The 20691-nt window shown below is 69.3% G+C and carries 16 protein-coding genes; 8 read left to right on the forward strand and 8 right to left on the reverse strand.

All coding sequences use genetic code 11. The features are described from left to right. Positions 1–24: 24 nt before the first annotated feature. The 5 genes from ACFWN2_RS27785 to ACFWN2_RS27805 all read left to right on the forward strand — a co-directional run bounded on the left by ACFWN2_RS27785 (position 25) and on the right by ACFWN2_RS27805 (position 5343). Entirely contained in the window at positions 25–1215 is a 1191-nt protein-coding gene (locus ACFWN2_RS27785) for an acetyl-CoA C-acetyltransferase (RefSeq protein WP_382432201.1), read from the forward strand. 9 nt (positions 1216–1224) lie between these two features. After that, positions 1225–2175, forward strand: a complete 951-nt coding sequence (gene meaB, locus ACFWN2_RS27790; protein ID WP_382432203.1) for a methylmalonyl Co-A mutase-associated GTPase MeaB — start codon at positions 1225–1227, stop codon at positions 2173–2175. Next, positions 2172–2780 (forward strand): hypothetical protein, encoded by a 609-nt coding sequence (locus ACFWN2_RS27795; RefSeq protein WP_382432205.1) that lies wholly within the window; start codon positions 2172–2174, stop codon positions 2778–2780. The genes meaB and ACFWN2_RS27795 overlap by 4 nt, the downstream gene beginning before the upstream one ends. Positions 2781–3187: 407 nt before the next feature. Beyond that, entirely contained in the window at positions 3188–4699 is a 1512-nt protein-coding gene (locus tag ACFWN2_RS27800; RefSeq protein ID WP_382432207.1) for a GAF domain-containing protein, read from the forward strand. Further along, positions 4690–5343, forward strand: a complete 654-nt coding sequence (locus ACFWN2_RS27805; protein ID WP_382432209.1) for a response regulator — start codon at positions 4690–4692, stop codon at positions 5341–5343. The genes ACFWN2_RS27800 and ACFWN2_RS27805 overlap by 10 nt, the downstream gene beginning before the upstream one ends. A gap of 1 nt (position 5344) precedes the next feature. Here ACFWN2_RS27805 and ACFWN2_RS27810 read toward each other — a convergent pair whose 3' ends face one another. From ACFWN2_RS27810 to ACFWN2_RS27845, 8 genes are all read right to left on the reverse strand, one after another. Then, a complete protein-coding gene (locus ACFWN2_RS27810; protein WP_382432211.1) occupies positions 5345–6862 on the reverse strand; it encodes an alpha/beta hydrolase in 1518 nt (505 codons plus the stop codon). Further along, positions 6859–8373 carry an alpha/beta hydrolase gene (locus ACFWN2_RS27815; protein WP_382432213.1) on the reverse strand — a complete coding sequence of 505 codons (1515 nt, stop codon included), beginning with the start codon at positions 8371–8373 and terminating at the stop codon, positions 6859–6861. Before ACFWN2_RS27815 ends, ACFWN2_RS27810 begins: the two co-directional genes overlap by 4 nt. A 15-nt stretch (positions 8374–8388) precedes the next feature. Then, a complete protein-coding gene (locus ACFWN2_RS27820; protein WP_382432216.1) occupies positions 8389–9915 on the reverse strand; it encodes an alpha/beta hydrolase in 1527 nt (508 codons plus the stop codon). 175 nt (positions 9916–10090) lie between these two features. Beyond that, the gene (locus ACFWN2_RS27825; RefSeq protein ID WP_382432218.1) at positions 10091–11065 is read right to left on the reverse strand and encodes an ABC transporter substrate-binding protein; all 975 of its coding nucleotides are present in this window, start codon (positions 11063–11065) and stop codon (positions 10091–10093) included. A 16-nt stretch (positions 11066–11081) separates the two neighbouring features. Continuing rightward, positions 11082–12119 carry an ABC transporter permease gene (locus tag ACFWN2_RS27830; RefSeq protein WP_382432220.1) on the reverse strand — a complete coding sequence of 346 codons (1038 nt, stop codon included), beginning with the start codon at positions 12117–12119 and terminating at the stop codon, positions 11082–11084. Beyond that, complete coding sequence (locus ACFWN2_RS27835; RefSeq protein WP_382432222.1) at positions 12119–12883, reverse strand: ATP-binding cassette domain-containing protein; 765 nt, start codon at positions 12881–12883, stop codon at positions 12119–12121. The genes ACFWN2_RS27830 and ACFWN2_RS27835 overlap by 1 nt, the downstream gene beginning before the upstream one ends. A gap of 4 nt (positions 12884–12887) precedes the next feature. Further along, entirely contained in the window at positions 12888–13877 is a 990-nt protein-coding gene (locus ACFWN2_RS27840) for a class I mannose-6-phosphate isomerase (protein WP_382432224.1), read from the reverse strand. Between the two features lie 29 nt (positions 13878–13906). Beyond that, entirely contained in the window at positions 13907–14890 is a 984-nt protein-coding gene (locus ACFWN2_RS27845; protein ID WP_382432226.1) for a LacI family DNA-binding transcriptional regulator, read from the reverse strand. A 351-nt stretch (positions 14891–15241) separates the two neighbouring features. On the opposite strand from ACFWN2_RS27845, the gene ACFWN2_RS27850 reads away from it, so the two are divergent. The 3 genes from ACFWN2_RS27850 to ACFWN2_RS27860 all read left to right on the forward strand — a co-directional run bounded on the left by ACFWN2_RS27850 (position 15242) and on the right by ACFWN2_RS27860 (position 20629). Beyond that, positions 15242–17473: a GH92 family glycosyl hydrolase gene (locus ACFWN2_RS27850; protein WP_382432267.1), complete on the forward strand. Its 2232-nt coding sequence runs from the start codon at positions 15242–15244 to the stop codon at positions 17471–17473. A gap of 28 nt (positions 17474–17501) precedes the next feature. Then, a complete protein-coding gene (locus tag ACFWN2_RS27855) occupies positions 17502–19742 on the forward strand; it encodes a LuxR C-terminal-related transcriptional regulator (RefSeq protein ID WP_382432228.1) in 2241 nt (746 codons plus the stop codon). Positions 19743–19834: 92 nt separating this feature from the next. After that, positions 19835–20629 (forward strand): hypothetical protein, encoded by a 795-nt coding sequence (locus tag ACFWN2_RS27860; RefSeq protein ID WP_382432230.1) that lies wholly within the window; start codon positions 19835–19837, stop codon positions 20627–20629. The last annotated feature ends 62 nt before the right edge of the window (positions 20630–20691 follow it).

The raw sequence follows: 20691 nt of genomic DNA on the forward strand, positions 1-20691 counted from the left end.
TTCGCTCTTCCAATGGAGGCAGTTGTGTCCGGTTCCGTGATCGTCGCCGGGGCGCGCACCCCGATGGGCCGACTGCTGGGATCGCTCAAGGACTTCTCGGGCGCCCAGCTGGGTGGCGTCGCGATCAAGGCGGCACTGGAACGCGCGGGCGTCGCCCCCGAGCAGGTGCAGTACGTGATCATGGGTCAGGTCCTCACCGCCGGCGCCGGCCAGATCCCCGCCCGCCAGGCCGCCGTCGCCGCGGGCATCCCGATGAACGTGCCGGCGCTCACCATCAACAAGGTGTGCCTGTCCGGCATCGACGCGATCGCCCTGGCCGACCAGCTGATCCGCGCGGGCGAGTTCGACGTCGTCGTGGCCGGTGGCCAGGAGTCGATGACGCAGGCGCCGCACCTGCTGCCGAAGTCGCGCGGCGGGTTCAAGTACGGCGACGTGACGATGCAGGACCACATGGCGCACGACGGCTTGTTCTGCGCGTTCGACCAGGTCGCGATGGGCGTGTCGACCGAGAAGTACAACGGCCGCTACGGCGTGACGCGCGAGGAGCAGGACGCGTTCTCCGCGCGGTCGCACCAGCTCGCCGCGAAGGCCGCCGGGAACGGTGTCTTCGACGCCGAGATCGCGCCGGTCTCGATCCCGCAGCGCAAGGGCGACCCGGTCCTGTTCAGCACGGACGAGGGCGTGCGCGCCGACACCACCGCCGACTCGCTCGGCAAGCTGCGCCCGGCGTTCGCCGCGGACGGCACCATCACCGCGGGCTCGGCGTCGCAGATCTCCGACGGCGCGGCGGCCGTGGTCGTGATGAGCAAGGCGAAGGCCGAGGAACTGGGCCTGGAGTGGATCGCGGAGATCGGCGCCCACGGCGTCGTCGCGGGCCCGGACGCCTCGCTGCACGAGCAGCCGTCCAACGCCATCAAGGCCGCCTGCGCCAAGGAGGGCATCGACCCCGCCTCCCTCGACCTCATCGAGATCAACGAGGCGTTCGCGGCGGTCGGCATCGTGTCGTCCCGTCAGCTCGGGATCTCCGAGGACAAGGTCAACGTCAACGGCGGCGCCATCGCGCTGGGCCACCCGATCGGCATGTCCGGCGCCCGCATCGCCCTGCACCTCGCTCTGGAGCTGCAGCGGCGTGGCGGCGGCGTGGGTGCCGCGGCGCTGTGCGGTGGTGGTGGTCAGGGCGACGCGCTGATCATCCGCGTGCCCGCCAAGGCCTAGTCTGCGCCAGTGGGCACAGCTGTTGACGTAACAGGACTGGTCGACCGCGCGCGTGACGGCGAGCCGCGCGCGGTCGCCAGGCTGATCTCCCTGGTGGAACAGGCGAGTTCGTCGTTGCCCGAAGTCGCGGCGGCGCTCGCCCCGCACACCGGCAACGCCCAGGTCATCGGCTTGACCGGCGCACCCGGCGTGGGCAAGTCGACCTCCACCAACGCCCTCGTGCGCGCCTTCCGCGCCGAGGGCAAGCGCGTCGCGGTCATCGCCGTCGACCCGTCCAGCCCGTTCTCCGGCGGCGCACTGCTGGGCGACCGCGTGCGCATGGGCGACCACGCGACCGATCCCGGCGTCTTCATCCGCTCGATGGCCACCCGCGGCCACCTCGGCGGCCTCTCCTGGGCGACCCCGCAGGCGTTGCGCGTGCTCGACGCCGCCGGCTTCGACGTGGTCCTCGTGGAAACGGTCGGCGTGGGTCAGTCCGAGGTGGAGATCGTCGCCCTCGCCGACACGACGATCGTGCTGCTCGCGCCGGGCATGGGCGACGGCATCCAGGCCGCGAAGGCGGGCATCCTGGAGATCGCCGACGTCTTCGTCGTCAACAAGGCGGACCGCGACGGCGCCGACCAGACCGCGCGCGACCTCAAGTACATGATCTCCCTGGGCCGCCGCGACCGCTCAGGACCGGCCTGGCGCCCACCTGTCGTGAAAACGGTGGCCGCACGCCAGGAAGGCCTCGACCGCGTCGTCGAGGCGATCGCCGAACACCACTCGTGGATGACCGCGCACGGCGAGTTGCTCGAACGCCGCCTGCGTCGTGCGGGCGCCGAGATCGAGGCGATCGCCGTGGAACGGGTCCGCACCCGCTTCGGCCCGGTGGACGACCTCGCGCGGCGCGTGGTCTCCGGCGAGCTCGACCCGTTCGCCGCCGCGGACTTGTTGATCAGCGGTAACCTGCGGTCATGACTGCTTGGGGAGCGCCTCAGCCCGTCGTCCTGGACCTCGGCAAGAGCGACACCCGCAAAGTTCTCATCGGCGGCTCGGTCGCCGGCGTCCTCGGCATCCTCGCGCTGGTGGGCGCGGTCACGGCGTTCATGGACGGTGAACCGGTGGGCGGCAGCATCGCGGCCGTCATCGGCATCGCGTTCACGGGCATCGGCGTGATGGCCGTGGTGAGGTGGAAGACGATCTCCCGCCCTCGCAAGCTCGTCATCGAGCAGGGCGGCATCCGCCTCGACGACCCGCAGGGCATGCCGTGGGCGGTCGGCTGGCAGGAGCTGGGCGCGATCTCGATCTCCCGCACCCAGGAACGCGCCGTCCAGCTCGCCGACGCGCTGGTGCGGCGGACGCTGGTGCGCGTGGACCTGCACCCGCGTGATCCCCACCAGTTCCGGCCCGCGCACCCGACGATGGAACCGCTGTGGGAGTTCCACCGGGTGCAGAACGGGTACCGGCTGCCGCTCGGGGACTCGGCCGGGTTCATCGGGCCGATCGACCACGGGCTGCGGACGTTCGCGCCGCAGATCTACCGCGGGGTGATCGACGAGGGGTTCAGCGTCGGCCTGCACTGAGCGTCACATCGCCCAACGCGATGGCGAAGCCGAGGCGTCCCTATCTCGTCGGGCTCTGATCAGCGGTGATGGCTCAACCCCGACGGCGATTGGGGCTTGACTTCGGGTGCGAGGCCTTAAACTTGACCACTCGGCCGGGCTTCACATGCCCGGCTTTTATTAGGCCGAGAAAGGCCTCGCAAGGGCCCCGAAGTCAAGCCCCAATCGCGATCGTCGCGAAGCGGCGATGACCCGCACCGGCTCGACACGGCCTGCACTGAGCGTCACATCGCCCAACTAAGACACCCCTCTACTCTCAGTAGTCCCAAAGTTCACTGTTTGCAGTGATGGTCTCCCCCTTGACTACTCAGGGGAGTTACCCTCAGTCGTTCGTGCGGTGCACTTCTATCCCTCCAAGGGGTGAAGCCGTGGGCGGCAACGTGAGCACAGAACAGCGGGTGCTGGACGTTGTGCTGTCGTTCGCCGAGGACGACACCCTGCCGGACCTCCTACGGCACGTCGTTGAGTCCGCCTGCGACCTGATCGAGGCCCCTTACGGAGCGTTGGCCGTGATCAACGGTCACAAGGAGCTGGCGGAGTTCACCGCGCAGCACGACGGCCAGGTCCAGATCACCTCCGGTGACCCGCGCTCGATCGGTCCCGCCGACTTCCTGGGCGCGCCGATCAAGGTGCAGGACGAGACGTTCGGCAACCTCTTCCTGAGCGGGAAGGCCGAGTTCACCAGCCAGGACCGCGACATCCTCACCGCGCTGGCCACGGCAGCGGGCAGCGCCGTCGGGCACCTCGACCGGTACGAGCAGACGCGCAAGCGCGAGGCGTGGCTGCGGGCCGCCGCCGACGTGACGACCAGGCTGCTGCTGGGCACGAACGGCCGTGACGCGCTCTACCTCGTGGCGAAGACGGCGCGCCGTACCGCCAACGCGAACTTCGCCGCCGTCGTCCTGCCCGACCACAACGGGGACCTGGTCATCGAGGTGACCGACGGCGGCCGGTACGACGCCGAGGGGATGCGGGTGCCGAAGGAGGGCACCGTCACCTACCGGGTCTACGAGTCAGGCCTCGGCGAGTGCCACGACGAGGGCAAGGTGCCCGCAGTGCCGGGGCCGTGCGCGGTCGTGCCGCTGAGGGTGGGTGAACGGACGATCGGTGTGCTGATCGTGGCGCGGCCTGAGAACGAGCCCAGCTTCGACGACCCCGACCTGATCGAGGCGTTCGCCGCGCAGGCCGCGCTGGTGCTGGAGTTCACGCGGGCGCGCGGCGACACCGAACGACTCGCCGTGCTGGAGGACCGCGACCGCATCGCGCGGGACCTGCACGACCTGGTCATCCAGCGGCTGTTCGGGCTGGGCCTGGGGTTGCAGGGGCTGACGGGGATGATCGTCAAGCCGCAGGTCGTCGAACGGATCAGCGGGTTCGTGGAGGAGGTCGACCACACGATCCGCGAGATCCGCCGCACCATCTTCTCCCTGCAGGAACCGCCGTCCGGGAGCGCGAGCCTGCGCGGGCAGCTGCTCAACGCGGTGCACGAGTCCGCGCGGCTGCTCGGGTTCGAGCCGGACGTGTCGCTCGAAGGGCCGTTGGACACCGTCGTGCCGGACGTGGTCAGGCCCGATCTGCTCGCCACGCTGCGAGAGGCGCTCACGAACGTCGTGCGCCACGCGGGAGCTACGCACGTCGCTGTCGCCGTGAGCGTCGATCGCACCGTGTCGAGTCTTGAGCTCATGGTCAAGGACGACGGCGGTGGCTTGCCGTTGGCTGACGATCCGGCCGGAGTGCCCCCTCACACGGGCGGGCTGGCGAACATGGCGGCTCGGGCGCGGCGCCACCACGGCGACTGCGCCGTCGACTCGATCCCCGGTGCGGGGGTGAGCATCACCTGGTTCGTTCCGCTGGTCCTGCAGGAGGCGAGATGGCGATAGCGGTGCTGTTGGTGGACGACCACGAGATCGTGCGGCGTGGACTCGTCCAGTTGCTGGCGCAGGCCGAGGACATCCAGGTCGTCGGCCAGGCGGACAGCGCGACGTCCGCGGTCGCCCAGGCACCGCGGCTCAAACCGGACGTGGCGATCATCGACGTGCGGCTGCCCGACGGCGACGGCGTCACGGTGTGCCGGGAGATCAGGAGTCTGGTGGACCCGGCTCCAGCGTGCCTGATGCTCACGTCCTACTCGGACGACGAGGCGCTGTTCGGCGCGATCATGGCGGGCGCGTCCGGATACATGCTCAAAGAGGTTTCCGGCAACGACCTCGTCGCCGCCGTCCGCACCCTCGCCTCCGGCGGGTCGCTGCTGCACGCCGGTGTCACGGCGACCGTTCTGCAACGGCTGCGGGGCGGCCCGGAGGAGGATCCTCGTTACGCCGCACTGAGTCCGCAGGAACGCCGCATCCTCGACCTCATCGCCGAGGGAATGACGAACAGGCAGATCGCGAACCGCCTGTTCCTCGCCGAGAAGACCGTGAAGAACTACGTGTCGTCGTTGCTGCACAAGCTCGGGTTCGACCGCCGCACCGAGGCGGGTGTGTACGCGGCTCGCCGCAGACGCACCCACCCCGGCACGTTCTGAGTCACCAACCGGCCTGGGCCGCCAGCTCCCGTGCCTTGGTGAGCGGGTTGCCCGTGCTCTCACCGGGTGCCGGCAGTGGCACGCCGGGACAGCTCAGGTCCCTCGACGGCACCACGCCGTCGACGAGGTAGCTCTCCACCACGTCACCGACGCAGTCGTTGCCGAACCCGTAGATGCCGTGGTCACCCTCGTCCCGCACGGTCAGCATGCGCGAGTTCGCGAACCCGGCGTGGGCCCGCTGCGCGCCTGCCAGCGGTGTCGCGGGATCCCGCACCGACTGCACCATCAACGCGGACCCGACGCCCTTGCCGTTGGGGCGCTTGAGGTTCAGCTCCGGCCTGTCCCACCACGCGCACGGGCCGGTGATCTGGTAACCGCCGACGAGCGAGTAGCGCTGGACGCTCCGGTTGCCCTCGCGTTCCAACGACTTCCGGTCCCCGCGGAACGGGGTGTCGTTGCACAGCACCGACATCTGCGTGCCCATGATCGAGTCCGGGTACTGCCTGACGGCGGCCGGTGACACGGGAAGGGTGCCCGCGATCAGGGCGAACAGCTGTGCCGTGCCCTCGAAGGAGTCCTTGCTGTACAGGCCGGCGAAGATCAGCGCGTCCAGCAGGACCGGCGTGACGACGGTGCCGTCCGGCAGCGTGACGGGCTGTTCGACCAGCCGTGCGCGCGTCTTCTCGTAGTTCTGGCGCACCTCCTCCGCGGTCTTGCCGAGCCCGAAGACGTTGTCGTACTTCGCCACCCACGGCAGGAAGTCGACGCGGAACCGGAGCTCCGATCCCGCCGGCAGGTTGTCGAAGACCTTCTGCCACGACTCGGTGAACTCGGTGTTGGAGTCGAGCACGATCCTGTCGAGCGTCTTCGGGAAGTAGGTGGCGTAGTAGGCGCCCATCCAGCTCCCCGCGGAGTACCCGAGCCAGCTGACCTTCTTCTTGCCCAGCACCTGACGCAGCAGGTCGAGGTCCCGCACCGTCTGTTCGGTGTTGACGTACCGGCCGAACTCGCCGGACTTCGTCTGGCAGAACTTCGCCTGCAGCTCCATGCCGCCGTAGAGCAGGTCGAGGTTCGCCCTGCTCCGGTCGCGCCAGTCGGTGGCGAGCCGGTGCTGGTAGCCGCCGCACGTGGCGTTGTCGCTGCCGCCCGTTCCGCGCACGTCGATGCCGTAGATCTCGGCGTTCTCGCTGAGCTTCGGACGGTTCAGGTAGATCAGCGGCAACGTGCGCCCGGCGCCGCCCGGTCCGCCGGGGTTGGTGAAGACGGTGGTCTTCGCCTTGCCGTTCAACGGAACCGTGCGGCTGACGGCGATCGTGATGGTCTTGCCGTTGCGAGGGGCGTGCCAGTCCATCGGCGCGGTGAACGAGCCGCACTCCAGCCGTTCGAAGCCGGGCGCCTCGCTGCACTTCTGCCACGTGATCTTCTGGTTCGCGAACGTCGTTCCCGCCGCTGCCTGCGGCACCACCAGGAGCGACGTGGCCACGGTGACGGCTGCGAACGCGGCCAGGTGCGCCCTCACCAGCCGAGCCTGACCGCGAGGTCACGCGCCTGCTCCAGCGGACCTGCCTGCTGCTGACCCGGTTCGGGCAGCGGCACGCCGGGGCAGGACAGGTCGCCGGACGGCGTCACGCGGTCGACGAGGTAGCGCTCGACGACGTTGTTGACGCAGGCGTTGTCGAACCCGTAGATGCCGTGGTCACCCTCGTCCTTCACGGTCAGCATCCGCGAGCCGGCGAACCCGGCGTGGGCCCTCTTCGCGCCCTCGATCGGCGTCGGCGCGTCCCGTTCGGACTGCACCATCAACGACGGCGCGACACCGATCCCGTTGGGCTGCTTGAGGTTCACGTCCGGCCGGTTCCAGTACGCGCACGGCCCCATGATCTGGTAGTAGCCGAGCAACGGCCACTTGGCGCCGTCCTGCACGGCGTCGCGTTCCAGGAACTTGCGGTCTCCGCGGAACTTGTTGTCGTTGCAGACGATCGAGTGCAGCGTGGCGGTCTGCGCGTCCGGGTAGCTCGCCTGCGCCGTCAACGGTGTCGGCAGCGTGCCCGCCAGTTCGGCCAGCTTCCGCGCGGTGCTGTCGAACGCGTACTTGCTGTACTGGCCCTGGACGAGCACCAGGTCCAGCGTGACCGGGTAGTACGTGCCCTCGGGCAGGGTGACGGGTTGCTCCGCGAGCTTCGCGCGTGTCCGCTCGTAGGCCTGCCGCACCTCTTCACCGGTCTTGCCGAGGTGGAAGACGTTGTCGTGCTTGGCGACCCACGGCGCGAAGTCGACGCGAAACCGCCGCTCGAAGCCCAGACCGAAGTCGCCGAACACCGACTGCCATGTCCCGGTGAACTCGGTGTTCGAGTCGAGCACGATCTTGTCGAGGGTCTTGGGGAAGTAGGTGGCGTAGTAGGCGCCCATCCAGCTGCCGCCGGAGTAGCCGAGCCAGTCGACCTTCTTGCGCCCCAGCACCTGGCGCAGCAGGTCGAGGTCCTTCACGGTCTGCTCGGTGGTGACGTACTTGCCGAACTCGCCGGACTTGGTCTGGCAGAACTTCGCCTGCAGCTCCATGCCGCCGTAGATCAGGTCGAGGTTCGCCCTGCTGCGGTCACGCGGGTCCGCCGAGCCGAGCGTGTCGTACCCGCCGCAGGTGACGTTGCTGCTGGCGCCCGTGCCGCGCACGTCGATGCCGTAGATCTCCGCGTTCTCGCTGAGCTTCGGCCGGTCGAGGTAGACCAGCGGCAGCGTGCGGCCCTCGCCGCCGGGCCCGCCGGGGTTGGTGAAGACGGCGGTCTTCGCCTTGCCGTTCAACGGAACCGTGCGGCTGACGGCGATGGTGACTGTCTTGCCGTTGCGCGGGTTGTTCCAGTCCATCGGCGCGGTGAAGCTGCCGCACTGCAGTCTTTCGAAGCCGGGTTCGCTGGAACACTGCTGCCACGCGATCTGCTGGGTGGCGAAACCGCTCGCCTGCGCTGGTGGCGCGATGAGCAGCGATGTGGCCGTGACGACGGCGAGTGCCGCCGCGATCTGGTTGCGGTGCATGTGTTTTTCCCCCTCCTACCAACCGAGCTGGGTGGCGAGCCGCTGTGCCGTCGCGAGCGAGTTCTGCCCGCTCTGACCGGGCGCGGGCAGCGGAACGCCGGGGCACGTGAGGTCCTTGGCGGGCGTGACGCCGTCGACGAGGTAGCGCTCGACGACGTCGTTCACGCACGGGTTGCCGAACCCGTAGATGCCGTGGTCGCCCTCGCCCTCGACGGTGAGCAGCACGGAGCCCTTGAAGTTCCGGTGTGCCCGCTGCGCCTGTTCGAGCGGCGTCGCCGGGTCGCGCACCGACTGCACCATCAGCGTCGGCGCGACGCCGATCCCGTTGGGCTGCTTGAGCTTGATGTCCGGCCGGTCCCAGAACGCGCACGGGCCGGCGATCTGCGTGTAGCCGACGAGCGGCCACTTCGCGCCGTCCTGCGCGCCGTCGCGCTCCAGGTACCTCCGGTCACCGCGGAACGGCGTGTCGTTGCAGATGATCGAGTAGGCGGTGCCCGTCTGGGCGTCCGGGTAGCTGGCCAGCGCGTTCATCCGCGCGGGCACCGCACCGGCGAGTTCCGCGAACGTCTGCGCGCCGTCGGCGAAGCTGTCCTTGCTGTAGAGCGTGCCCCGCAGCAGGAAGTCGAGGATCACGCCGTTGTACGTGCCTTCCGGCCGCGTGACGGGCTGCTCGTTCAGCTTGGCGCGGGTGCGCTCGTAGGACTGCCGCACCTCCTCGCCGGTCTTGCCCAGGTGGTAGACGTTGTCGTACTTCGCCACCCACGGCAGGAAGTCGACGCGGAACCGGCGTTCGAAGGCCATGCCCCAGTCGTCGAAGATCGGCTGCCACGGCAGCGTCCAGTCGACGTTGGAGTCGAGCACGATCCTGTCCAGGGTCTTCGGGAAGTAGGTGGCGTAGTAGGCGCCCATCCAGCTGCCGCCGGAGTAGCCGAGCCAGCTGACCTTCTTCTTGCCGAGCACCTGGCGCAGCAGGTCGAGGTCCTTCACCGTCTGGTCGGTGGAGACGTACCGGCCGAACTCGCCGGACTTGGTCTGGCAGAACTTGGCGAGCAGTTCCATGCCGCCGTAGAGCAGGTCGAGGTTGGCCTTGCTGCGATCACGCGGATCGGCCAGCCCGTCGGTGTTGAAGCCGCCGCACGTGACGTTGTTGCTGGCGCCCGTGCCGCGCACGTCGATGCCGATGATCTCGGCGTTCTCGCTGAGCTTCGGCCGGTCGAGGTAGAGCAGCGGCATCGTGCGGCCGGGGCCGCCGGGACCGCCGGGGTTGGTGAAGACCGTGGACTTCGCCGTGCCGTTCTTCGGCGTGAGCCGGCTGACGGCGATGGTGATCGTCTTGCCGTTGCGCGGGTTGTTCCAGTCCATCGGCGCCGTGAAGCTGCCGCACTCCAGCCGTTCCGCGCCCGCGGGGAATCCCGGCAGTGGCGCGTCGAAGCACTTCTGCCACTGGATCCGCTGAACCGGATCCGCGACCGCCTGTGGTGCGATGAGCAGCGATGACGCCGTGACGACGGCGAGTGCCGCCGCGATTTTCCTTCGTGACATCCGAGCCCCCTCCAATGTCCACCCAGCTCACCGCTTTCCGCGGGTGGCAGCATCGGCCTTAAGGAGGCGAACGGGTACGACTCTCGTCTTACGCCGTTGCGGGCAAACCCCGATGACGTACGTCATCGGACGCAACAGGGCCGCCCCCGGAGGGACGGCCCTGTTGTTGGTCGGATCAGCAGGACTGCTTGTAGAAGTACTTCTCGTTGGCCGACGCGTCGTCCTTGGTGATGGCGACGAGGTCGGTCTCGATGTCGCGCTTGTTCTCCTTGCCGTCTATCGCCGCGATGGCCTGCTCGACGCCCTGCTTGCCGATCGTGGCGGGGTCCTGCGCGATCAGGGCCTGCACGGTGCCCGCCTTCAGGTCCTCCACCTGCTTCGGCGACGCGTCGAAGCCGACGAGGTTCACCGCGCCGGTCTTGCCCGCGTTGCGCAGGCCGGTCGCCGCGCCCTCACCGGTGTTGAGGTTGGTCGCGAACACGCCGATCAGGTCGGGGTTCGCGGCCAGGGTCGCGGTCACCTTCGAGGCCGCAGTGGCGGGCTCGTTGTCCGTGTACTGCTGACCGATGTACTTGAGGTTCGGGAACGCCTTGATCGCGTCCTCGAAGCCCTTGGCGCGCGCGTCCGTGGTCGACGTGCCCGCCTTGGTGTTGAGCACCAGCACCGAACCGGACTTGCCCGCCGCGAGCTTGTTCAGCGTCTCGGCCGCGAGCTTGCCGCCCTGCTCGTTGTTGGACGAGATGGACGAGACGCCGATCGAGGTGTCCTGGAGCTTGGTGTCGACCTCGACGACCTTGATGCCCGCGTCCTTGAGCGACTTCATCGGACCGGCCATGGCCTTGTCGTCGGTCGGCGCGATCAGGACGGCGGCCGGCTTGGACGCGAGGATGCCCGTGACGATCGGGGTCTGCTGGGCCGCGTCGAACTTCGCGGGGGCCTGGGTGTCGACCTCGTAGCCCGCGGCCTTCGCCGCCTCCTCGAAACCGCACTGCATCGAGATGTAGAACGGCTCGGCGGTGATGCCGGGGATCAGCACCAGCTTCTTGTTCGCGGCCGAACTGCCCGAGTTCGAGTCACCGATCTGCCCGCCCCCGCCACACGCGGCGAGCAGGAAGGCGGCCGAGACAACCACTGCGGAGCGGATCTTCATTGGTCCAGCACCTTTCCTAACGTTGGTTGCGCGCCCGCCGCCGTGTCTGGTCCAGCCACACGGCGGCCACCAGCACGATCGCGACGGCGATCGGCTGCCAGAACTCCTTGACCCCGATGATCACGAGGCCCTTCTCCAGCACCGCCGGGATGAACACGCCGAACACCGTGCCCACCACCGAGCCCATGCCGCCGAAGATGCTCGTCCCGCCCAGCACCACGGCGGCGATCGCGTTCAGGTTGTCCGTCTCGTGGCCGGTGACGACCGCGACGCGGAAGAACGCGTTGCCCATGAACCCCGCGAGACCGGCCAGCACACCCGCGAGCAGGTACACCTTCGTCAGGTGGCCGCGCACGGAGATGCCCACGCGCCGGGCCGCTTCCTCGTTCGACCCGACGGCGTAGGTGTAGCGGCCGAACCGCGTGGTGGACAGCAGAAGCGCGCCCAGGGCGGTGACGACGGCGGCCACGATCACGATGTTCGGGATGCCGAAGTACGTGCCCGAACCGAAGGTGCGGTTCAACTTGTCCGGGATGCCCGAGACGTTGGAACCGTTGTTCAGCAACAGGGCCGCGCCCTGTGCCGCGCCGAACGACCCCAGCGTCACGATCAGCGGCGGGATCTTCGCCCGCGAGATCAGCAGGCCGTTGAGCAGGCCCCAGGCCGCGCCGCTGACCACGGCGACCAGCAGGCCGAACCCGATCACGCCCCAGCCCGCGTTCGTCGCGTCACCGCCGGACACCGAGTTCATCGCCATCGCGGACGAGACGCTCGCGAACACCAGCACCGAGCCGACGGACAGGTCGATGCCGGACGTGATGATCACGAACGTCATGCCGACCGACAGCACCAGCAGCACCGCGGTCTCCGCGAGCAGGAACTGCAGCGTGGTCACCTGGAAGATCGCGTCCGGGCGGATCGCGCCGAACGTGGCGACCAGGACCAGCAGCACCAGGCCGATCCAGAGCGTGTTCGCGCCGGTCAGCCGCTTGATCAACGGCGTGCGCTGCTCGTCCGGCAGAGTTGACAACGTTGTCTTCTCATCGGTCGTCATCAGGCCGCGTCCTCCTGGGTCAGCGCGCCGGTCATGGCGCCGACGAGCTCCTCGACGCTGGTCTCCGAGGCCTTGAACCGGGCCACCCGGCGGCCGAGGCGCAGCACCTCGACGCGGTCGGACACCGACAGCACCTCGGGCATGTTGTGCGAGATCAGCACCACGGCGATGCCCTCGTCGCGGACGCGCTTGATCACGTCCAGCACGCGTTCCCGTTGCACCACACCGAGTGCGGCCGTCGGCTCGTCCATGAACACGAGCTTCGACGCCCACGCCACCGACCTGGCGACCGCGACGGACTGGCGCTGACCACCGGACAACGCGGCGATCGGCACGTCGATGCTCTGCAGCGTCGCGCCGAACCGGGTGAAGTGCTCGGACGCCTGCCTGCGCATGGCCTTCTTGTCGAGCACGCCGAGGAACCCGAGCAGGCCGGGCTTGAGGATCTCCCTGCCCAGGAACATGTTCGCGGCCGGGTCGAGGTCCGGCGCGACCGCGAGGTCCTGGAACACCGTCTCGATGCCGAGGTCGCGGGCGTCGTTGGGGGAGTTCAGCACCAGCGGCTCGCCGTCGAACACGAGCGTGCCGCCGGTCGGCTGCTCCACCCCGGACAGGCACTTCACCAGGGTGGACTTGCCGGCGCCGTTGTCGCCGATGAGCGACACGACCTCGCCGGCGTGGGCGGTGAACGAGGCGCCGCGAAGAGCCTCCACGGTGCCGTAGTTCTTCGTGAGATCACGAGCCTCCAGCAGCGGCTGGCTCACGGCATCATCCCTCCACAGTGGACAGAACGGGCGGGCGGCAGCGGATCGCCACCAGGTCACCGGTCAGGCCGAGTTCGCCGGCCGCGTGCGGCACGACGACGGTGCTGCCCTTGCGCACCTCCAGCTCACCGAGCTGGCCGGAGCCCTCCAGCACGACCAGCACGGCGAACGACGGCTCCAGTGCGAAGGAGCCCTCCACGTGCAGGCGGTCGGCCTGGAAGAACGGATCCGCGTCGTGGCCGAGGAGGTCGACCGACGGCGCCCACTTCTCGGACGTCTGGCGGACGAGCTGCTCGAGCTTGCCGCTCCAGCCCTGCCGGTCGACGCAGTCGAGCGCCACGTCGTAGCCGAGGCCGAGGTGGCCGATGTCGCCGTTGGCGAGGAAGCCCTGCCACTCCAGCGTCACCGAGAAGTCGGTGGGCTGCTGCAGTTCGACGATGAACACGCCCTCGCCGATCGCGTGCGGCACACCGGCGGGCACGAACACCGTGTCGCCGGGCCGGACGCAGACCGGGTTCAGCGCGTCGAGCATCGCCTTCGTGTCCTGCGTGGCGACCCAGTCCGAGACGGTGTCCGCGGGCACGTCGTCGCGGAATCCGATGTAGACGGTCGGGTTCGGGCCCGTCGTGCCGACGACGATCCACGCCTCCGTCTTGCCGTGACGGCAGTTCAGGTGCGACGACGCGAAGGCGTTCGACGGGTGGCAGTGCACGGGCAGGCGCTGGCCGGCGTCGAGCAGCTTCACGAGCAACGCCGTGTCGCCGCCGAACTTCGCCGCGTGGTCCGCGCCGAGCCACCCCGTCGGGTCCGCCGCCACCGCGTCGCGGAGAAGGATGCCGTTTGGCAACGTTGTCAACCCGGCATCGCTGCGCCCGTAGAGCGTGGTCGTCGACGCCACCCAGTCCTCGGGGCCGAAGTCGCCGCTCGTCCCGCCGCGCAGCGCGGCGATCGCCTCACCGCCGCGGTAGAACTGCTTCGGCTGGTTGGCGGGCAAGTTGACAGGCTGGTGGAGAACACCAGAACTCACGCGTGGACCTCCCCGGATCCTCGTGGCACCAAGCGCACCGGCAGCACGACGCGGCGCGGTGGTGAGTTGTCGCCGTCCAAGCGGGCGAACAACAAATCGGTGGCCGCCTTGCCGAGCGCGCTCGCGTCGTGCGCGATCACGGTCACCGGCGGCGACAGCAGGTCAGCGAGTTCGAAGTCGTCGAAGCCCACCAGGGCGGGCCGTTCCGCGACCCCCGCGAGCGCGCGCAGGATGTACACGGTGATGCGGTTGTTGCCGGCCACGATCGCCGTGGCGGGCTCACGCATGGTCTGCAGCCTCTGCAACGTGGTCGCGACGCTGCTCTCGTCGTGCGGCCCCATCGCCACGAGCTCGTCGTGGTAGCCGATTCCGGCCCGCACGCAGCCCTCGCGGTACCCGCGCAGCCGCTCGTTGGCGGTGAAGATGTCCGGCGCGTCCCCGAGGAACGCGATGCGGCGGTGCCCATGCGACGCGAGGTGCGTGACGGCCTCGACCGTCCCGCCGATGTTGTCCACCAGCACGGTGTCGGCCACGACGTCACCCGCCGGCCGGTCCAGGAACACCACGGGCGTTCCGGCGCGCATCTCCGGCACCAGGTAGCTGTGCTGCAGCCCGGCGGGCACGATCAGCAGCCCGTCGACCCTGCGGGAGCAGAACTCCAGCGCCAGCTCGCGTTCACGACCGGGGTCCTCGTCCGACGACCCGGAGATCACCTGTCTGCCTCTCAGACGGGCGATTTCCTCGACAGCGCGGGTCACGCCGGAGTAGAACGGGTTGCCGACGTCCTCCAGCACCAGCCCGATCGTGCCGGTGGACGAACCCCGGCGCAGGTTGCGGGCACTCAGGTTCCGCCGGAACCCGAGCTGGTCGATGGCCGCGAGCACGCGCTCGGCGGTGGACGGGTGCACACCCGGCTCGTCGTTGACCACGCGCGAGACGGTCTTGATGCTCACGCCCGCGAGCCGCGCGACGTCGTTCATCGTCGCGCGACGTACCTTGCGCTGACCGGCTACGGGCCCGCTGGGGGACAACGTTGTCATAGTGGCCGTATCTCACCTCGGCTTTACGTCCTTGTCAACACTTTCCTCACCGGTTCAGGCGCCCCATTCCGATGCGTCATGTCCAGAACTGGACAAGTGATCGCGACGGTCTTGACCTTGGCCGTGTGCGCTCCGCAGTCTCTTGGTGACGGACAGCGTTGCCGGTTCTGGGGCGGCGCTGGTCCGGCAGAAGGCCCCCGGGCCGGGGTGCGCATGCGGCGGCGGTTGCACCCCGGTCCGGTCCCTCTTCCTCGACACGGACCACCCGACCGGACCACTCGGCCGGGAACCCTGAACGCCTCTAGGGTGAAAAGCGTGGACGCACTGGATCCCATCGAGTCGGTCAACACCTTCATCGGCACCAAGGACGAGGGCAACACGTTCCCCGGCGCGTCCATGCCGTTCGGCAAGGCCCACAGCAGTCCGGTCGGTTCCCACTACGCCGGCTACCGCTACGACGACCAGCAGATCCGCGGCTTCGGCCACTTCTTCCTGTCCGGCGCCGGCTGCTGGGAGCAGGGCGGCCTGGTCCCGATCCTGCCGGTCACGCAACTGCCGCAGACGTTCGACCACAAGCGGTACGCCAGCGCGTACACGCACGACGGCGAGATCGGGAAGCCCGGCTACTACAAGGTCCGGCTGGACCGCGACATCACCGTCGAGTGCACCGCGACCACGCGGGCCGGCGTCGAGCGGTACACGTTCCCCAGCGGTGTCAACGGCACGCTGCTCGTCAACGTCGGCCAGGCCAACGACAAGGAACCCGTCAGCGCCAGCTCCGTCCGCGTGGTCGACGACCGCACGATCGTCGGAACCGTGGAGACGCAGGCGTTCTGCGGCGGCCGCCCGTACCTCACCCACTTCACCACGAGGTTCGACCGCCCGTTCCAGCAGTTCGGCACGTGGGGTCCCACGGGACCCAAGCCGGGACAACGGGATTCCGCGGGCGGCGCCGGACTCAGGGGCGCCTGGGTCACGTTCACCCCCGGTCCTGTCACGGCGATGACCGCACTGTCGCAAGTGGACGAACAGGGTGCCGCGAACAACCTCGGGACCGAGACCGCGGGCAGGACCTTCGACGACCTCCGCAACGAGGCGCAGAACGCCTGGCGCGCGGAGCTGGGCTGCGTCGAGATCGAGACGGACGACTGGGACGAGCGCGCGGTCTTCTACACCGCGCTCTACCACGTGCTGCTCCAGCCGTTGACCGGCAGCGACGCCGACGGCAGGTACCGCGGCTTCGACAACCAGGTGCACCAGGCGGACGGCTGGACCTACTACGAGTACTACTCGCTGTGGGACACCTACCGCGCGCACAACCAGCTCCTCGCGCTGCTCCGCACCAAGCGGTCGCAGGACATCGGCAGGAGCGTGCTGGCGATCCACGAGCAGGGCGGGTGGCTGCCGCGCTGGGCGTTCGCGAACCAGGAGACCAACTGCATGACCGGCGACCCGGTCACGCCGTTCCTGGTCGACCTGTGGCGCTTCGGTCACCTCAAGGGCTTCGAGGAGCAGGCGTACCGGGCGTTGCTGCAGAACGTGGACGGCGTCCCGCCCGCCGCCAGCAGGTTCCAGGGCAGGTCCGGCAACCCGAACTACCTCGCGCACGGGTTCGTCCAGTACGACAAGCGCTTCCCCAAGAAGGGGCAGGACACCGACCCGCACCACGGCGCGTCGGCGACCCTGGAGTACGCGCTGGCCGACGCCACGCTCGCGATCATGGCCGAGGAACTGGGGCACAAGGAGGACGCGGAACGGCTGCGCCTGCGCGGCCTCAACCACCGCACCCTCTGGGACTCCAGCGTCACGGACCGTGGCTTCTCCGGATTCCCGCGCCCCAAGCTGCAGGGCGGTGCGTGGCTCAACCCGTACACGCCGCAGGGGCCGGAGGGGTTCCACGAGGGCACGGCCTGGCAGTACCAGTGGCTGGCGCAGCACGACATCACCGGGCTGCTCACGGCACTCGGCGGCAAGGCGGCGGCCGAGGCGCGGCTGGACGACTTCTTCGCGTACCAGGACCTGCTCGTCGACCCGAAGCGGACCGTGCGCGAGAAGTGGGTTGTAGGGCCGTACGACTACTACAACCAGTTCAGGTACAACCCGAACAACGAGCCCGATCTGCACGCGCCGTGGATGTACGCGCTCATCGGCAAACCCGAGAAGACGTCGGTGGTCGTGCGCGCCGCGCAGACGTTGTTCGTCAACGGACCGGCGGGCGTCACCGGCAACGACGACCTCGGCACCATGTCGGCCTGGTACGTGTTCAGCGCCCTCGGGATGTACCCGGCCGTGCCGGGGACGGGCGAGTTCGTGCCGCACGCGCCGAAGTTCACCAAAGCCGTCATCCATCTGGAGAACGGCAAGGACGTGGTGATCAAGGCCGAACAGGCCGACGTCACGAAGACGCAGGTGGTGCAGAGCATTCGGAGCGGCTGGCTCTCAAAGGCCAAGGACAGGATCGAGCTCGCGGAGCTGCGTTCGGGAACCACGCTGGAGGTCGACCTCCACACACTTTCCAATTGAGACGCGGGATCGGTCGTACGCTTTTGTGATGGGCACCTGCGCGAGCTGTGGCACGGAGTACGCGCCGCTGCCGTCGCGGGCGCGCTACTGCTCGAACGCGTGCCGTCAGCGCGCCTACCGCCGGCGTTCGGCCGGTACGTCCACTGTGGTCGCGGAGTTACCGGGCTACGGCGACGCGTTCGTCGGCAGGGAGAGCGAGCTCGCCGAGCTGCTTCCGTTGCTGCGCAAGCACAGGATGCTCACGCTCACCGGACCGGCCGGCGTCGGCAAGACGCGTCTCGCGGTCGAGCTGGCCCGGCGTTCCCGGCGGAGCGAGGTCCGAACGGTCGAGCTGGGCAGGCTGAGCCGGCCGGACCAGGTCGTGCAGGCCTTCGCGGAAGCCGTTGGGGTGTACCAGCACGCGGGTGTCGCGTTGCGGACGACGCTGGTCAACGAACTGAACAACCGGCGGATCCTGGTGCTGGTCGACAACTGCGAGCACCTCGTCGAGGAGTGCTGCGAGGTGGTCGACACCCTGCTGTCGCGCTGCCCCCACGTGCAGGTCCTCGCCACCAGCAGGGAGGCGCTGAGGTCCATCGGCGAGGCCGTCTACCCGTTGCGCGGCATGGGAGCCGACGCGGCGAGGCTCTTCGTCGAACGCGCAGGGTCACGCGGCGACCACAGCACGATCGAGGCGCTCTGCGCGCGGCTCGACGGCCTGCCGCTGGCCGTGGAGCTGGCCGCGAGGCTCTCGTCGTCGCCGGACGAGCTGGCGGACCACCTCGACCAGCGGCTCGACCTGTTGAGCGACGCCGGCGAGCAGGCGCGGCACCGCAGCCTGCGCGCGGCGATCACGTGGAGCCACGACCTGCTGACCGCGCAGGAGAAGGAGCTGTTCCGGCGGCTCGCGCTGCTGCCGGGCGGGTTCGGGCTGGAGATCGCCGAGGTCGTGCACGGCCGCACGGTGATCGGGCTGCTCACGGCGTTGCAGGCGAAGTCGTTGGTGGTGCGGGAGGACGACGGCCGGTTCCGGATGCTGGAGTCGATCCGGCTCTACGCGGAGGAGCGGCTCGAAGAGCACGGCGAGCGCGAGGTGACGGCCGAGCGGATCATCGCGTGGCTGTGCGAGAAGGGCGAACCCGGTGTCACCTCGTCGATCCTGACGCCCGAACAGGTGCGGGCGCAGCACCGGGAATACGACAACGTGGCGTACGTGTTCGCCCATTTGGTCGCACCGCGGGACGACCGGCGGCTGATGCTCGCCACGATGCTGCTCCGGGTCTGCTTCGACCGCGGCTACTTCGCCGAGGCCGGCGCGGTGCTGATGCAGGTGCTGCACCAGTCGCCCGCCGACGCCCGCTACCGGATCCTCGCGCTGGAGTACGCGTCCCTCCTGGCGGTCCACGAGGAACGGCACGACGAGGCGGTGAAGCACGCTCTCGAAGCGGTCGCGACGGCGGAGGCCTGCGGGCAGGACCTGATCATGTGCCGTCTCTACCGGACGCTGGCGCACGCCTACGACGGCGTGGGCGACCCGTCGAACGCCGCAGGGGCGTTGCGCCGATCGATCGAGTACGGCGCACGTAACGGAAACGGCGTGAGTGTCGCGGTGTCGAGCCAGAATCTCAGTTGGCGGTTGCTCGTGGACGGTGACGCGGACGGGGCCGCCCACCTCGTCGACAGCGCGTTGCCGGTGCTCAGAGTCCATGCGCGGCAGGACGTCGTGGCCATCGCGGTGCACACGTCGGGCTGCATCGCCCTGGAGCGCGGGGATCTGGCGGCCGCGGGCGCCCGGTTCGCCGAGAGCGCGGGCATGACGACGGACACCCCGCGAGCGGCGGTCGAGTCCATCGAAGGCCGCGGCCTGGTCGCCATGGCGTCCGGACGGCACGAGCTCGGCGTGCGGCTTCTGGTCGCCTGCCAGCAGATGCGCACGACGTGGGTCGTCCCGCCGGAACCGTGGTGGAAGCGGAAGATGGCCGTCGCACTGGACCTCGCGCGGGAATCCCTTTCCCCTGCGGCATTCCAGCGCGCGCTCGCCGCCGGCCGTTCGATGGACGCGCGGCACGCCCTGGAAACCGCGCTGGGCAAGGAGATCGTGCGGGACCCGGTGCTGAGCGACCGGCAGCGCATGGTCGTCGAGCTCGTGGCGCAGGGATTGACGAACGCGCAGGTCGCCGCCAAACTCGGTATTTCGCACAGAACTGTGGAATCCCACGTGCGCAACGTGAAGACCACGTTGAACCTTTCGTCTCGGGCACAGCTCGCCGGCTGGGCCCGAACGCAGTAATGCGTCCAACTGAGACGTAACGCTGCGCTGCCCCCGGATGACTTCCCGCCCCTCGCCGTTCATCGTGGTCGGAACGACGAGAAGGGGGCGACGTGGAACCGTTCCGCCTGCTGCACCCCGACCTCGTGCCCCAACGGCGCGAGGGGTTGCAGCACGCCGCGTCCACGCTCGTGCAGATGGGGTTGGACGACACGGTGCTCTCGGCGTCGCCCGTGCACCAACGACTTGCCAGGGTGGTGCTCGCGAGCAGCGGTGTCATCGAGTGGTCGCCCGGTTACTGGGTGCAGGAATGCCCCGTCGACGAGCGCTTCGGCATCGAACGGGTCGGCGGCGACCGCGGCGGCGTGTTCCTGTCCGGCGTCCTGATCGCCTACCTCGACGTGCTGGAGAACGCGGCCAGGATGGGCACCTCGATCACCGAGGACTCCTGGCGCACCCTGCTCTGGGCCCCCACCGCCCTCTTCGACCACGTGCTGCGCCGCCCCCAGGTCGGCATGACCGTCGTGACGCCCGCCCGCGGCACCGAGAACCTGCCGCTCGAACGAGCACTGGCGGGCCAGCGCCTCTACCTCGCGCTGATGCAGGCCGTCCGGTTCGCCGTCAACGGAGTCCTGCGCGCCGAGGACGACCGCACCCTCGTCGAGGACTGCGTGACGCTCGCGACCGCGTGCCTGCGCGCCGCGGCGGTGGCGCTCGTGTTCGCCGCCGACGTGCCGTGCGAGGTGCCGGCGCCGGTCGTGGAGACGGCGGAGCACCGGTACCTGTGGCAGGTGGTCGGCGAGGTGCGCGCGGCGGTTCCGCGCGCCCGGTTCGACCAGTTCACCGCGGCGCTGCGAAGGCTGAACGACGTCTACACCACTCGCCCGTTGCTCGCCGCCGGCGGCTGATGCGTTCGTCGCGACTTCGCGGCGACTTTAGTCGTTTCGCGACGCGGACCATCATCCGCTGA

The organism is Lentzea sp. NPDC058436, from assembly GCF_042721515.1.
Lineage (GTDB): Bacteria > Actinomycetota > Actinomycetes > Mycobacteriales > Pseudonocardiaceae > Lentzea.